This is a genomic window from Flammeovirgaceae bacterium SG7u.111, assembly GCA_034044135.1.
GTDB lineage: Bacteria > Bacteroidota > Bacteroidia > Cytophagales > Flammeovirgaceae.
This window is the reverse complement of sequence record CP139021.1, coordinates 7,585,550-7,601,275: the sequence shown is the minus strand read 5'-3', so window position 1 is coordinate 7,601,275 and position 15,726 is coordinate 7,585,550. Positions and strand designations below refer to the sequence as shown.

At 40.9% G+C, this 15,726-nt stretch carries 9 protein-coding genes; 3 read left to right on the top strand and 6 right to left on the bottom strand.

The features are described 5' to 3' along the window. Positions 1 to 218 precede the first annotated feature (218 nt). Together R9C00_29270 and R9C00_29265 are read right to left on the bottom strand one after the other, a co-directional pair. The gene (locus R9C00_29270; GenBank protein ID WPO35791.1) at positions 219 to 473 is read right to left on the bottom strand and encodes a transposase; all 255 of its coding nucleotides are present in this window, start codon (positions 471 to 473) and stop codon (positions 219 to 221) included. A gap of 143 nt (positions 474 to 616) precedes the next feature. Beyond that, positions 617 to 2,167 carry an acyl-CoA carboxylase subunit beta gene (locus tag R9C00_29265; protein ID WPO35790.1) on the bottom strand — a complete coding sequence of 517 codons (1,551 nt, stop codon included), beginning with the start codon at positions 2,165 to 2,167 and terminating at the stop codon, positions 617 to 619. A gap of 315 nt (positions 2,168 to 2,482) precedes the next feature. Here R9C00_29265 and R9C00_29260 point away from each other — a divergent pair, with 315 nt between their 5' ends. After that, entirely contained in the window at positions 2,483 to 5,782 is a 3,300-nt protein-coding gene (locus tag R9C00_29260) for a WG repeat-containing protein (protein WPO35789.1), read from the top strand. A gap of 100 nt (positions 5,783 to 5,882) precedes the next feature. Next, positions 5,883 to 7,424 (top strand): hypothetical protein, encoded by a 1,542-nt coding sequence (locus R9C00_29255; GenBank protein ID WPO35788.1) that lies wholly within the window; start codon positions 5,883 to 5,885, stop codon positions 7,422 to 7,424. Here R9C00_29255 and hisH read toward each other — a convergent pair. Continuing rightward, complete coding sequence (gene hisH, locus R9C00_29250; GenBank protein ID WPO35787.1) at positions 7,421 to 8,005, bottom strand: imidazole glycerol phosphate synthase subunit HisH; 585 nt, start codon at positions 8,003 to 8,005, stop codon at positions 7,421 to 7,423. The genes R9C00_29255 and hisH overlap by 4 nt on opposite strands. Before the next feature lie 295 nt (positions 8,006 to 8,300). Between hisH and R9C00_29245 the strand changes: the two genes are divergently transcribed. Beyond that, positions 8,301 to 8,426, top strand: coding sequence for a hypothetical protein (locus R9C00_29245; protein WPO35786.1), 126 nt, complete (start codon positions 8,301 to 8,303; stop codon positions 8,424 to 8,426). Between the two features lie 94 nt (positions 8,427 to 8,520). Here R9C00_29245 and prfA read toward each other — a convergent pair whose 3' ends face one another. The 3 genes from prfA to R9C00_29230 form a co-directional block, all read right to left on the bottom strand. Next, entirely contained in the window at positions 8,521 to 9,594 is a 1,074-nt protein-coding gene (gene prfA / locus R9C00_29240; protein ID WPO35785.1) for a peptide chain release factor 1, read from the bottom strand. A 105-nt stretch (positions 9,595 to 9,699) separates the two neighbouring features. Continuing rightward, entirely contained in the window at positions 9,700 to 10,608 is a 909-nt protein-coding gene (locus R9C00_29235) for a hypothetical protein (GenBank protein WPO35784.1), read from the bottom strand. A 91-nt stretch (positions 10,609 to 10,699) separates the two neighbouring features. Further along, on the bottom strand, positions 10,700 to 15,619 hold the full coding sequence (locus R9C00_29230; GenBank protein ID WPO35783.1) for a hypothetical protein: 4,920 nt from the start codon (positions 15,617 to 15,619) through the stop codon (positions 10,700 to 10,702). Positions 15,620 to 15,726 lie beyond the last annotated feature (107 nt).

Genomic DNA, 15,726 nt, shown 5'->3' with positions numbered 1-15,726 from the left:
GGAGCAGCCAATCTTTCCTGCTTTCGTATCCTCCTTTTTCAATCTCATCTATAATTTGCTTTGCCGTAAAACTTTAGAGCATGTTTAAATTTTATCTATTTCGCTGCAAACGCTCATTTTTAGAACCTCACGAAATAAGAAAATTTTTCAATAGCGCTGCTATTCAAAAATTTTCTTATTTCGTGAGAACCCAAAACTGAACGTTTTCGCTTGAAAACCTAAAGTTTAAACATGCTCTTAAAATCCCGAATCAAATCGCCCAACCTTCCTTTTTCCCTTCTCCCCACCACATGGATGTGGCTAGGCATTATCACGTAGGCAAAAACTTCCAAGCCTTTTGTTTTTTGGCAGAATTGCAGGCTATCCAACACTATCTCACAGTATTCTTTTCTTGTAAATACATCTGCCCAACCTACAACCGTCATCGTCCAAAAATAAGCATAGTCCGTATGTGCTTTTCTGGTTTCTGACATGGTTTGATGGTCTGGTGATATGAAATTCTATTGCTCGGCTCAGGAACATCCCTTGCTTTAGCATTTCTTTACTTGATACATGTGGGCGAGACGCCCACTAATTAACCCTCACTCGGCAAGAGCCGAGCGAGATGTTTATTTTATTACAGCGGAATATTCCCGTGCTTTTTCTTGGGTAGTTTATCTACTTTATTTTCTAGCATTTTGAATACTTTCATGAGCTTTTGGCGGGTAGCTTCTGGTTTTATTACTTCGTCTATGTAGCCTCGGCTGGCGGCTTTGTAGGGGTTGGCGAAGAGCTTGGTGTATTCTTCTATTTTCTCTTCTAGCTTTTCCTTGGGATTTTCGGCTGTTTTTATTTCTTTCTTAAAAATAATTTCGGCTGCGCCTTTTGCCCCCATCACGGCTATTTCTGCCGTAGGCCAGGCGAAGTTCATATCCGCCCCAATATGCTTGGAGTTCATCACATCATATGCCCCGCCGTAGGCTTTTCGGGTAATGACCGTTACCCTCGGTACAGTGGCTTCACAAAAAGCATAAAGTAACTTCGCCCCGTTTTTGATGATTCCGTTCCATTCTTGATCCGTCCCTGGCAAGAAGCCTGGCACATCTACCAACACGAGCAGGGGAATATTGAAGGAATCGCAGAAGCGGACAAAGCGGGCGGCTTTATTGCTGGCGTCGATATCTAGCACACCTGCCAACACCGCAGGCTGGTTGCCCACTATCCCGATGCTTCGCCCTTCAATTCTGGCAAAACCGACTACAATGTTCCCTGCAAAGTCTTTTTGCACTTCGAAGAATTCTTTATCGTCCACCAAGCCGGCAATTACTTCCCGCATATCGTAGGGCTGGTTGGGGTTTTCGGGGATTATGTCCGTCAGCTCTGGGCGAAGCTCGCTGCCCTTTGCCTCGTAAGGCAACCTTGGGGTTTCATCCTCACAATTTTGGGGGATAAAGCTTAATAAAGTTTTTATCTGATTGATGCAATCCACGTCGTTGGCTGCGGTGAGGTGCGTCACACCACTTTTGGTACTGTGCGCCGAAGCCCCGCCCAAATCTTCAAACGACACCTCTTCGTGGGTAACGGTTTTTACCACGTTTGGTCCTGTTACAAACATGTAGGAAGTATCTTCCACCATGCAAATAAAATCGGTGATGGCGGGGGAATAAACAGCACCGCCAGCGCAAGGGCCCATCACTCCAGAAATTTGTGGGATTACGCCAGAAACCAAGGTATTCCTGTAAAATATATCGGCATAGCCACCCAAAGAGGCAACTCCTTCTTGAATTCGCGCCCCTCCCGAATCGTTCAATCCTACAAGCGGAGCACCATTTTTCAGAGCCAAATCCATGATCTTGCAGATTTTCTCGGCATGAGCTTCGGAAAGCGCACCTCCAAATACGGTGAAATCTTGGGAAAACACATAGACCAATCTTCCGTTTACCTCTCCGTAGCCCGTCACTACGCCATCGCCCAAGTAGGTTTCATCTTCCATTCCAAAGTCGGTGCAACGATGCTTCACCAACATACCGACCTCTTCAAATGAGCCTTGGTCAAGGAGCAAGGCAATTCGTTCCCTAGCTGTTAGTTTCCCTTTTTTGTGCTGAGAATCAATTCTTTTTTCACCACCACCTTGCAACGCTTTGGCGGCCAAGGCATCAAGTTCTTGGATTTTTTCTTCCTTGCTCATTGAAATTCGATTTTGATGTGTTTACTTGTATTGGCTAGTGGAAAAGGTATGTGTTGCGAGTTGCGTGTTACAGAAGTTCATTAACTTAAAAAAAGAAAAGGGAGGGTTTTGTTTAGGAAAACCAAAGGAAAATTGTCGCTCGAAAAGTTTTTGCCATTCATTTTGGCAGTTTAGGACATAAAAAGGCAATAATTCTTTTTAGAACCGTAGAAAATACAGAACTATTCCCAACATCAAACTTCCTAATTCGCCACTTTGGCACGTATTTAGGCACTAGCTTTTCTAAAAAACTGAAACCAAAATATTTCATATAAAATGAATCCTATCCACAAGAATCTATTCTTCACTTTTTTCTTATTACTAATTTCTTCCTTTTCCTTCTCGCAAACCTTATTTCCTGTGCGGGAAGGGGGAAAATGGGGCGCGATTGGCCAAGAGGGCAAGTTGGTAATTCCCGCCAAATACGAGCACCTTGGTTCGTTTGGCAGCCACGGGTTGGCTATTTTCCAAAATAATGGAAAAAGTGGCTTGGTAGATGGAAAGGGCACGGAAGTCATTCCTGCCAATTATGAACAGGTAAAGCTCTTGAAAGTTCCGTTTGCAGTGGTGTGGGAAGACGGGAAATGTGGTTTAGTTGATTTAAAAAACCAAGTTGTCCTCCCCCTCAACTACCAGTTGATCAGTCCACTTAGCCCTACCCTGCTCCGCACCTATACCAACAACCTATTCGGACTTGCTTCCATTGAGGGAAAGGTTTTGCTCGAAAATAATTATGATGAAATAAAAGCCATTCCGAACGGGGCGGTGTATGCCGAGTTTTCCAAAGGAGGAAAAAAAGGACTTTACAACCAGTTTGGAGAGATTTTGCTTTCAGCCCAGTACGAAGCCATCACTTTAGAACAAGGAGTAATTACGGCAAAAAAAGGCAATGCGCTTACGGCAGTAAAGATTTCGGAAGATGGAAAACTCTTGGAGAAAAACGAATACCCAAACCAAGTAGCGCTAAATGTTGCTACGCAAAATGCGCTGAAAAAAGAGCGAATAGCTATACTAAAGGCAAACCCTGAAGCACGCAAGCCTCGCTGGGTGGAACACGATTACCGTACCTATTTGGAAAATGGCGTAGGGCAAAACCTGTTGGGCAAAAGAGAATTTTTCGATGTAGGGATAGACGATGAACTAGGCTTGAGCATGGCAAGAGAGATCCTCTTACCTGAGAAAAAAGGAGAGAAAGAAACTATTTACACTTACCTGATCGATCATAAGCAAGGGAAAATCCTTTTCAAAAGCAATTGCAAAGACATGGTGGTCACCGATTTTAAGGAAGCTGAGCTGGCAAGGGTAACCGTAGATACACTTTGGGACGGGCTGATAGACAAGGCTGGAAACATCATAAGTGAAATTGGAGGATCGTCTGTTTCAAACATAGGAGCATTTGAGAAAGGAAGGGCTTGGGCAAAAAGTGGAGGCAAGTTTGGCGTAATAGACGGAAAAGGAAATGTTGTTGTTCCTTTTGAATACGATGTGATTAGTGACTTTAGCGAAGGCTACGCCATTGCCCGCAAAAACGGCAAGTTTGGATGCATAGATGGCAACGGAAAAGCGGTGCTCCCTTTCATGTTTGATGGCATTCAAGTCCCAGCCGAGGGGGCATGTATCGTAAAAAAAGGGCGAGGGAAAAGCGGAAAGTGGGGCTTGGTAAACTTGCAAAACAAGCAATTGCTACCCTTCGAATACAGCATGATTTACCCTTTCAAAAATGGAATAGCCCGCATGAGAGTTGGCAGGAAATGGGGAGCGGTAAGCACAAAAGGAAAAGTTTTGTTCCCAGCATCTGTAGAGCTTGACGGCTTGGAAGATTTTGAAAATGGCATTGCGCTTACGGGCAGAGGCAGGCAGCAGCTTCAAAGTGAATTTGCCAAAAAAGTGCTTTTTGAGCAGAAAGGCTACATCAATGAAAACGGGGAGGTTCTTTTGACTACCGAATACAGTGATATTATTGGGTTTGAAGAAATCTGGAAAAACAAACGAGGTATCGCCAAAATAATGAAGGATGGAAAAACAGGCTATGTGAACTACAATGGCGTGGTCGTACTCGAACCTAGCTACGAACGTATTGATAGCTTTGAAAATATTTGGGGTAAAAATGCGGGCTTAGCCAAGGTGTATGACGGCAAAAACATCGGTTATATTGATTACAATGCCCAAGAGGTATTGCCTCCAACTTATTCTTACATAGACACCGCTTTCAACACGGTTTGGAGGGATAGCCTAGGCTTGGCGAAAGCCGCCCAAAAAGGCAAATATGGCTACATTGACTACACAGGAAAAGCGATCATCCCACTGAAATATGATTTTGCCTCGCCTATTACCAATGGCCTCGTAGTAGCAAACCAAGGTGGAAAATGGGGAATTATCGACCTTCAAAACCAAGTAGTTCTCCCATTTGAATACGATGGAATTCGCCCAATAGGTGAAGGGGAAAACACGCTTTTCGAACTATTGAAAAAAGAAGAGAAATACTTCTTAGTAGAAAAAAATGGAACGCTGAAAGAGCTTTCAGAAAAGCCTTCTCTTGAACCTGCGCCTGCTGGTTCTTTTTCGAAATCAGACAAGCTAGTTTACGAAACAGAGTTTGATGCAAATGGCTTGGCAGTCGTGAAAAAATCAGACAAACTCGCCTTGGCAGACAAAACTGGAAAGTTGCTCACCAAATATGCATATGTAGAAATTCATCCATTTAGCGACGGGCTCGCTTTGGTAAAGGCGTATAATAAAGATAGAACCCAGCAAAAATTCGGGTTTATAGATCAAAATGGAGCAGAAGTAATTCCTGCCACCTACAAACTTGCAGCGAGCTTTAGCGACGGAAAAGCGGCGGTACTTTCACGCAACCTTTGGGGCTATATTGACAAGACTGGAAAATCGGTCATCAAACAATCGTTTAAAAAAGCTGCCCCTTTTAGCAATGGTTTTGCTTTTGTAAACGACAAGCAAATTATAGATGAGAAAGGAGCTGTAGTTGGCAGCTTTGGGTTGAAAGGAAAGGTAATAGACGGCTTTAAAAACGACCGGGCAATTGTGGAAAGCACAGGAGGTTTTTATCATATCAAACCCGATGGGCTTCCGGCATATCCTACCAAGTTCGACGAGGTCACAAACTATGTAGGTGACATTGCTTTTGCCAAAAGAGGTGAGATTTGGGAGCTTACCCGCCAAGTAGATGGCAATGAGGTGAAGCTGAATTTTACTCGTGGTAATAAAGAAGCCTATTTGGAAAAATATGGAGCTCGAAGGTCGGAGAAGTTGAAATATGGACAGGTGTTGAAAGATGTGAGCTGGAAAAAAATAGTGGATGGGAAATGGAAGATGATAGACAAAGGTGGCAACATCATGAGCGAAGTTATTTACAGCGAAGTCTATGAGCTGCCCGATGGCTCACTTGCCGTGATGCTTGAAAACTTTTCGGGACTTGCCGACAAAGAAGGAAAACTACTTCTGGAACCTGAAAACGAGCTGATCAAACACGAAGGCTCAACTATTTTAAGCGTAGAAAAACTTGGGAAAAGTGGCTATATCAGCGCCAATGGCACTTGGGTGTGGAAAATAAAGTAATTTTTTCGATGAATTGAACTTTCTGCCTGATGTTTGCACATATCAGGCAGATGAACAATTTTTCACCAACTATTTAAGCCTTTTATTAGGCCATATCAATATGAAGAAATTTAAAATTCTTCTAATCACACAATTTCTACTCTGGCTCACCTTGCCTGGCTGCGACCTGGGCAACTTCGAACCCTTTGATCTCTTTGAAAGAGAAGAGTTGGAAAGCTATCCGTTTACACTAAATGCAGATAATAATTGTGATATCACCTTTTATGTAAATCAGAATAGAATTGCGATTTCGAAAGGAAGCTCCCAAATAAAAGGCAGCCTTTATTTCAAAGATTCTGAAGGCGATATTGTGTATTTCACCAACGGCGACTTTGATGTAGTTACCGATAGCGACAGCAGCTTTTCTTCTATGTCGGGCTATGCCATCGCCAACTTTCCTCAAACAGGTATTTTCAGCAACATAATAAATGAAACTGAATCTGGGGCAAATATGGAACTGAACCAAGGAATTATGTTCAGCAACCCTGATTCCCTCCCTCTTTCTGACAGCCAATGCTATATGCACGCCGTTGTTGATGGAGGGTTTGCCACACTAACTACTGAAGAAGGCACTTTCCGCTTCGACGAGTATTACGTTGCCTTTGACGATCCTTTCATTGCTTATTCAGGTGATATTTCCCTAAGATATGTTGAAGTAGAGGGTGGCAAATTTGCCATTTCTTACAGTGGGCTTATCCCCTTTGAGCCAAGTAACCAACTAGATGTCTTTGAAAACTTCAGGGGGCATTTATATGTAGACGGAAGTTTGCCTTTCACTGTGGAAAACATGAGTTTTTTGAATGAGGGAACTGCTGTCATCGATGCTACTCCACAAGGTTCAGAAGACGCACAAGCTTTCTTTGATGGTACAAGTGAGACATTCCAACAAGGAACTAATGGGACGCTTACCTACGGATATGAGCTGCTTGATACAATTCTAAATACGCATGGATATTATGCCGATGCAGACAAAAGTCTTCGCCAAGGTAAGCAAGTCACTTTGGCTACTTCAACTTCCGTTTGGACTAAGCAAGATCAAATTCAGCATATTGATTTCACTGGTATTTATGCCGATACCTTTGACCTTTACCAAGAAACATTGCTCGACCACCCTATTTTGGAGAACCTGAAATACAAAGAAAGCGATTCGGTTGCTATTCAGGGTAGCTATGGGAATAATGTACAACTTTGGGTTTACAGTATTTCCAGCAATGCCGACTTAGAACTAGAAGGTATTACTACTGCTAACTTCACGGAAGCAATATTGAGCACCACCTTCGATGAAATTGAGTTTTCCGGGCTTTATGAAAGTCCGTTCGAGTTTATTCCAAGTATGCTACTTGCTGGTGAAATTTCAAATGAGGGCAATATTTTACTTGAAGGAAAAACAACCCAAGCAGTACTTATAGGCTCAGAAACCTATTTTGTTACTTATTTCATGACCATGAAAATCACCGATGGAACTCCTGAAGTGAACATCACTGCTGAAGCTAAAACTTGTATTACGGGAAATTGCCCTGCCATCCCTGTTGACGTAGAATTCGACTATTCAACAGAAGATAGCAAGCTTTGCATAAACGCAGGAGCAGATTGCACCAATTAGATATCTAAAAAATTCTGGATAATCTTCGCTCCTGTTCTGCTACTTTTTTCGGGGTGGAACTGGGCAGCATAAAAGTTATCTTTTTGCAAAGCAGCACTAAATTTCACACCGTATTCCGATTGGGCAGCAGTGTACTCGCTTAGCTCAGCATAGTAGCTGTGTACAAAATAGACATATTTGTCTTCCTCAACACCTTTAAAAAGAGGTGATTTGAAATCATTGATATTGTTCCAACCAATTTGAGGCACTTTCTGGCTTTGGTTAGGAAACTTCTTCACATCCAAATCAAACACCCCCAAACATTTGGTATCATTCTCTTCGGAATATCTGCATAGCAACTGAAGCCCTACACAGATGCCAAACACAGGCTGCTTTAAACCAATTATAAGTTTATCAAGCCCTTTACTTTCCACGCTTCGCATAGCAGAATTAGCTTCTCCTACACCTGGGAAAATTACTTTATCAGCATTTCTGATTTCCTCATGGTTGTCAGTTACCACTGGCTCTATACCCAAACGGTTCAGAGCATAAATGACAGACTGAATATTTCCTGCATTGTACTTAATGATGGCAACTTTCATGAGATGTAGTTTTACTGTTTTTACTTTCAACTATTGTAAGCCTCCCTCGTGGTAAGCTTTCACTATGACAAAATTAGTATAATTCTACGATGATAAAATTTAATTATTTCACCAAAAAATTTGTTCGTTTATGAACACCCCTGTGTAAAAGCGTACATTTTTTTATGTGAACGGTATATGCTAAAACACTACTAAATGACTATATATCAATAACTTAACAATTAGTGGCATATAATTAGTATTAAAGTGTTCAAAACCTCTAGTCAAACATTTAAATAAGTCTATCATGAAATCAATGAAATTACGTTCACTCGCATTTGCTTTCGCCTTCATCTTACTTACATTCCTTGGTCTTAAATCAAAAGCGGCAACACCAAGCACCGCAGATAAAGCTTCAGCTACTTACGAAGCTACTCACTAGTTTACTAGAAATTCCTTAGACCCAAAATCAACTAAAAAAGGCCAGCCTATTTAAAATGATAGGGTGGCCTCTATTTTATTAGGAATAAGCTTTTTTAAGCCATTGTACCTTCTTTCATCTTTTCCGCATTATCAGCGATTCTGAGTTTCTCAATAAACTCTCCGATATCACCATCTACCACCGCAGTCAGGTTATAAACCGTAAATCCAATTCGATGGTCAGTTACCCTACTTTGTGGATAATTATAGGTTCTGATCTTGTCAGACCTATCGCCACTACCTACCATTGATTTACGCTGCGCACCTACTTCAGCATTGTGTTTTTCAAGCTCCATTTCATAAATTCTTGAACGAAGTACGTTCAAAGCTTTTTCCATATTCTTGATCTGAGACTTTTGATCTTGGCAAGAAGCCACTATACCTGAAGGAATATGGGTTAACCTTACAGCAGAGTAGGTAGTATTTACCGACTGACCACCTGGACCCGACGCACAGAAAATCTCTTTTTTGACATCTCCCATATTGATTTGTACATCAACATCTTCCATTTCGGGCAGAACCGCAACCGACGCTGCAGAAGTATGAACCCTTCCTTGAGTTTCTGTAGCCGGTACTCGTTGCACCCTGTGCACCCCAGACTCAAACTTGAGCTTTCCGTACACATCTTCACCTGAAATAGAAGTAATGATCTCTTTAAAGCCGCCAGACGTACCATCGGTAAAGTCCATTAGACTCATTTTCCAGTTCATCCTTTCAGCAAAACGCTGGTACATCCTATAGATATCACCTGCAAAAATTGCAGCTTCGTCTCCTCCGGCTCCAGCCCTAATTTCCAAAATAACATCTTTGCTATCATTAGGATCTTTGGGAATAAGCATGGTTTTTATATCCCCTTCTAACTCTTTTTTCTGCTCAAGAAACCCGTCGAGTTCCTCCTTTGCCATTTCCCTAAACTCTTCGTCTTTTTCGGTGGAAATGATCGCTTTGGTATTATCAATATTTTCAAGTACTTCTTTGTACTTAAAATACTCTTTCACAATTTTATCCAAGTCTTTATATTCTTTATTAAGCTTGGCATATTGCTTCATATCGGCTATAGCTTCGGGCTGAACGATAAGTTCGCTCACCTCATCAAACCGATTTTTTATTTCTTCTAATTTATCTAACATATCTCTCTGTATTTAGAAAGCACCAGATTTCCGGTGCTTATCACTGATTCCAAACGTTTTGCAAAAATAGTGAATTTAATCTGAGATTCACATCACCTACTTTGCCTAACGTCCACGCTTCTTTTTCCTGTTGTCAACAATTTTTTTTCCCTTTTCGTCCCATTCTCTCGATACATAGGGCTCAAACTCTTCATCATAAGGGCGATTTCGATTTACATAAACAGTTTCCTTTTTCTCACGCCCCCTGTCGCCTTCTTTATTGTAATACTCAAGCCAAGTACCCACTTTTATATCATCTACATACTGACCAACTACAGCCAGTTTTCCATTTTCATAATACTTTAAGTACCACCCTTCTTTTTTGCCATACTGAATAGGAATAACTTCTTTTATTTTAGTGCTCTCTATATCGTAATATGTGATTTTTGAATCTTTTGGAAAACCTCTGTAATACTTCTTTTTATCTCTGAGGAGCTGGTCCCTACCGTATGTTTCCCATCTCCCGTGTCTGCCCCCTACGTAGTAAATCCCTTTTTCAGTAAGCACACCATTCACCCTTCTTTCATAAGTACCGTGCAAGGGCATGCCGTATTCGGGTTTATACTTAGTTGTGCTTGCCGGACGCCTTTTATCTTCACTATAGTAAGAAACCGTACGCATGTAAGGGTTTGGAGCTACATACTCCTTGAGTACATGTACTTTGATAACTATTGTAGAATTATTTCTTATCTCTTTAAAGTATCTCACCTTGGTTTTCAGCCCATAGAAAACCTTTTTTTTCCGCCTTTTCTTTTTGGGCTTTTTCTCCTCTTCAATAGCACCAGGGTTAATTTCAAGAGTTGGCTTAAAATCATCCGAAGTTGTAAAAGTTACTGTATCTGAAGCGGTAAGTTCTTCCTTGCGCTCGGCTTTCTTCTTTTTTCTGTCCTTTTTTTGGGAAAATGCATCCGTTGCAACAAAGGCGAAGCAACACACTAGCATAAAAAACAAAGCTGTTTTTTTTACTGGTACCATTGTTCAGTCAATTTATTTAAAATTCTATCTTTTTTATAAAACTTTGTAGGTTATTGCCAAGATGAAACTTAACAAGATTTATTGAGAAAGCCTAAAACCCATCATCATCTTCCTCTTCTTCGGCTTCTTCTTCTTCAACTGGCGCTACATCTCCTTCTTCAGAAATATCACCAAATGGATCGTCACCAAAATCTCCTCCAGTATTGGCATACGGGTCTATATCTCCAGTAGGTATAACCAAGTCGAGCATCTCCTCAATTCCTAAATAGTTCATTCGAAAACTACTCACATACCCTAACATCTCATCTATCTCGGCCAATTTGACTAAGCCGTTTGAGTTTTTAGAGAGATCAAGGTTGAAAATATCGTTAGATGAAACTGCACGGATACCTGTTTTGTCAAAGTTAAAATAGTACCACATTTCCTCGCTGTCCATTAAAAAGACATTAAACGCATTATCTGATTCAGCTTTCGGAATTTCAATATACGCATCTATTTGCGTGTCGATTTCTTTCTTGAATACACCTCCAAGCCCAACTGTGCCTTCATTGTAAAAAGCCTTCATTTCATCAGACCATTTGAAATCGACATTGGTCAAGAAAATACCGGTATTAAAATAATCGCTAATGGTCGCACTTCCATCGGCAAACCTATCCAAAAACTCAAACACACTTTTTTCGGGAAGCATTTGGGCTATTTTATTGGCAAATTTTTCTTCGTTTTCAATAGCTCCTTCAGTGCTAGAGGTATTGTCAGCTAGGTCTTCGGCCATGGTTTCCATCACTGGTCCATCGCCATTAAACTCAATCAGTACACTCGCATTTATTTGAAAATCTTTTTCCTCTGTTTTAGCAAAACCAGTACCCGCTGCTTTTACCGTGTATTGGTCTTCCACGGGAAGTACAAATTGCAATTCGCCCGAGAAAGTTGCCGTTTCAGGCTTGTGCTCATAGACAAAATCATGCCCCTTTTGGGTCTCTTCATCTCTGAGCTGTTGAGGTGCTATCCTATAAGTGTTGGATGAATCGCTATAAGAAAGCTCTCCTCTAGCTTGAAACAAAGAGCGGTCAGCAGCCCACTCACGCTTAAACTGCACCATAGCAATATAGGGTTCACGGTCTATTTTAGAAAAGAACAAACCTGTTTTCAGCTTGGTAGGGTAACCTGAAACCTGAAGGTTTTCATCAATATTGATGACCCCATGGGTATTGGCATCGTTGGATGTATAATCGAACCAGTCGTTTTCATCTCTATCAAGGGCTAGGCTGGCTTGCCCTTTAAAATCGAGGTATTCTTCAGTATCATGGATTTCAAGGTCTCCTTGGAAATAAAGCCCTGGGGCAAATGCAAATTGATCATCCTCAATGATTTTTGAAAAACCAGTAGTAGTATAAGAAATACCTCCTTTCGCTCCTTTTACCTCTGTTTTTTCTGTTTCAAACCTATCAAAAACAACATTAAAGGTATCTTTCACTCCATAGGTGTATGCATAATTCGCCGTTCCTTCAAACTCATTGCTCGAATGCACTTTGATTTTCGCATCAGTAAGTACATGTCTTTTTTGAAGTGCGTTGAATTCGAGGGTAGCCCCGTTCAACTCGTCCATTTCGGCATGTTCCCTAATATTTACTTTACCACTATCGGGTATGATTTTGATATTTGCCACAACCAAATAAGGAACTCCGGCCAAACCCAATACGTGACCCGAAAGGTCATACATTGCATCGGTGGCAAAGACAGATAAGGAATCGTGTTTGCTATTACCCGAGGTAAACTTGCCCAAACCTGATTCATTTTCGGTATTCACACTCATCACCAAGACATTCTTATCTAAGTTCCATGATACCTGACTAATATTTGACTGGTATTGTACGAATGGGAAGGCGAAAACACTTGAGCCTTCTTCTTCACTTTTGATCAAAGCCATTCGGTCTTTCAAATCATATTCCACCTTTACCGGGTCTCCCAACATGGCAGGAACATCAGGATCGTCCGACTTAATCAAGAACTTAGAATAATGGCTTACATAAGACGTCCCCTCTAGCTGAAATTGTTCTGATGAATTTATCGAATTTTCTGTTTCTATTCGCCCATCGCCTTTCAGCTCTTCTGGAGTAAGTGCAAGCGTACCTTCAAAGTTCGTATTTGGATCGTACACATGAAAAGGCTTGGATTTTGGGTTGGTCAAAAGCATACTATCACTATTTACCAGCCATTTCATTTTATAGCCATCCATTTGGACGCTTGGGAACTCAACCCCATTATGTTCACCAAAAGCTATCTCACCCTTTTCTCCTTTTGTCAATACCGAATCTGGATAAAAAATAAAATCTTTAGAATTAAAGTCAGCAGTCAAATAATTAATCCGACCATCGCCTCTTATTCCTTTATTATTCAGCCTTATTTTATTGAAAAAAGTACCTTTCCCTCCGTAAACAGGCTCGCCTGCATCTGGCATATCACGTTTGAAACCAAAAGAATTATCAGTACTATCTACAATGAGTACTTGCTCGAAATCCTCAAAAATCCCACCTGACTTAAAAGTACCATTGAAGGAAATAATACTTGTGTTGCTACTATTCAAACTGTCGATTTCAAATGGAGGAATATCAAAAAGAATAGTGGAATCATAAGCTCCGCCCAAAATTTCAGGACCATCAAAATAGATTGTACCTCCTTTAAGCGCATCGAGAATAGGATACTGCGGCAATTTATTTTTACCAGACTTGTTTCTTGGGTGGGAAATGTATAACACACCTCCGGTATTCACGATGTTGTTTTGCATTTCTTTGAACTGTCCATTTTTCTGCTTCACCATAATACTAATGGAGTCTACCACATCCAAGTCTACTTTAAAGCTATCATAATTGAACATGAACTCTTTTCCCCTAAATACAAAATTCCCTGCTTGCATCCTTCCTGCAAAAGAGGTATTTCTACCATCTTCCAAATTTACTTTTCCATCTTCAGGAGTAGCTACAATTCCCATCTGGTCGCTTAAATTGAAACGCTTTACCCCACTTACTTCAAAACCTTTTCCATTCACCGAAATACTTAGGTTAGGACCGTTGTTCACTCGCGAATGCATGATCATATTATCAAAATCGACCCCTTTTTTGCCCATATTGGCATATACGTACAGCTTTGCCTTTCTTTTTACAGTGATCTCATCCGTTTCGTCATTATATTCGATGTACCCTCTCCTTCCAAGCTCTTGCATTGCACCTTTCACCACATTAGGTTGCTGCTTCAGGTCGGTTGCCATTTCGTAGCTGGTGAATGTATTGGACTTTATTCGGTTTGCATAACCAACCACCATTTGAAGCGGATGGAACTTGTACAGCCCTTGCAAGGCAATGAACCTATATTTATCAAAATAATCAGTGGATTCAACCACCAAAGGAATGCGCTCGCGAGCATTGAGGATAAATAGATCAATACTATCTTTCTTCATGTCCCATTCCAGCATTTCGGCAGAAATATACACAGACTGGCGCTCGTCTATAAATGGAGATGTTTTGTTTTCATCTTTGCCCCTTCTTGCCCTCAAGATATCTAATTTGGTATCGTATTTAAAAATAGTAGCTGGATGGGAAATACTTGTGGAGTCATCGTAATGGACTTTAATCGCTGCTTCTGGGCTGTAAATCAACGAATCGTCAAAAACAAACCCTTTTTTGGAAATAGCGGTGAATTTCGAGTTACCATTACTCCCCATAAAATCTAGAGTAGCTTCTACGCCTTCGGCCGAATTACTCAAAAACTTTTTCCCTTGCAAAGAAAAACCTCCTCTATACCTAATGCTATCAGCCAAATCTTCTATTTCTATATTACTTTGGTAAGATTGAAATTGAGGGAATTTAGCTTGTTTTGGTCTCAAGTTGTGAATATGGCTATCGTATATAAAACTCCCTTTCACAGGTTCTTTCAACTTGGATCCATAGTGAAGCTCCGCATCTTCAGCAGAAATTCTTGTACTTTTTATATTAAAAGAATAGTCAGCCAAATCACAAAATACATTTCCAGAGTCCAAGCCTGTATTATCCCAGCCCAATTTTCCGTCAGTACCAACAAACTCGTAGTTCATCAGCAATAAATCCCCACTCACGTTCTCCATTTTTACCGTATCGTAAATAGAATGCATGTGGAAATTTGCATTTTTTATGCTGAGCATAGGGCCGAGCACATCAGGCAAATCCGCTGCTGGAGGAGCAAAACTTTCGAAAATTGCATCTCCAGGACTTCCTTCCCCTTCTTCAAAATCGGTAGACTCATCCCCTTCTTCCCAACTTTCCTCGTCCCCTTCTTCATATACCTCCCAGCCTCCATCATCACCCCAAGAAAGCTCTTCCCCGTCTTCCTCCTCCTCTTCTTCTTCCAAATGCTCAAACCATTCTTCTTTTTTTATTTCTTCTTCATCTGGTAGCTCTTCCTCAATTTCCTCTTCTAGCACAGCTTCAGGAACAGCCGAATTCATTGCAACCAAAGCTTTTGGATCCACCAAACTCTCATCAAATACATGCTCGAAGGTAAAGTCGTCCCCTTCCACTATTAGGCGATTGTATTTAGAGGAATAAATAGTATCTGTTTCGCAAAAATCTCGAGTGAGGGAAAGGAAGTTTCTGAAAAGATTTCCTTTATAAAGCCTAGCAGTGGTGTCAGCTATCTCGAGAAAACGAGTGAGCTGTGAAGACGGCAAATTGCGATTGTCTATACCAAAAGCTATGCAGGCATAAAAATTCTCCATATGTGGATTAGCTCTATAACCCTTTCCGTACATTGTTTTAGATACTTCAAACACCAAATTTAGCTGGTCTTCGGAAAGACCTTCGTAAATTCCATTAAAAGCCCCAAGTACGGTATCTGCCGTAGCGCTTGATGATTGTCCCATCAAGTTATTGATGTCAACACTAAGGCTATCCTTATGTGTAAATGGCACATCCTTAAATTGGCCGAAAGTTTTTCCTACCACCAAAAGGCAGAACAGGATAGAACTCAAATATTTTTTCATGGTATAGGTATCCTTTTTACAAACAATTGTCCCTCGAACTTTGCCCAAAGTTCTTTATCGTAAGAGCTTGTTTAAGTTTCACCTATTTCGCTGCAAAAGCACATTTC

Coding starts and splice junctions, on each gene's coding strand:
- R9C00_29270 (WPO35791.1), bottom strand. CDS start 473: ATGTCAGAAACCAGAAAAGCACATACGGACTATGCTTATTTTTGGACG.
- R9C00_29265 (WPO35790.1), bottom strand. CDS start 2,167: ATGAGCAAGGAAGAAAAAATCCAAGAACTTGATGCCTTGGCCGCCAAA.
- R9C00_29260 (WPO35789.1), top strand. CDS start 2,483: ATGAATCCTATCCACAAGAATCTATTCTTCACTTTTTTCTTATTACTA.
- R9C00_29255 (WPO35788.1), top strand. CDS start 5,883: ATGAAGAAATTTAAAATTCTTCTAATCACACAATTTCTACTCTGGCTC.
- hisH (WPO35787.1), bottom strand. CDS start 8,005: ATGAAAGTTGCCATCATTAAGTACAATGCAGGAAATATTCAGTCTGTC.
- R9C00_29245 (WPO35786.1), top strand. CDS start 8,301: ATGAAATTACGTTCACTCGCATTTGCTTTCGCCTTCATCTTACTTACA.
- prfA (WPO35785.1), bottom strand. CDS start 9,594: ATGTTAGATAAATTAGAAGAAATAAAAAATCGGTTTGATGAGGTGAGC.
- R9C00_29235 (WPO35784.1), bottom strand. CDS start 10,608: ATGGTACCAGTAAAAAAAACAGCTTTGTTTTTTATGCTAGTGTGTTGC.
- R9C00_29230 (WPO35783.1), bottom strand. CDS start 15,619: ATGAAAAAATATTTGAGTTCTATCCTGTTCTGCCTTTTGGTGGTAGGA.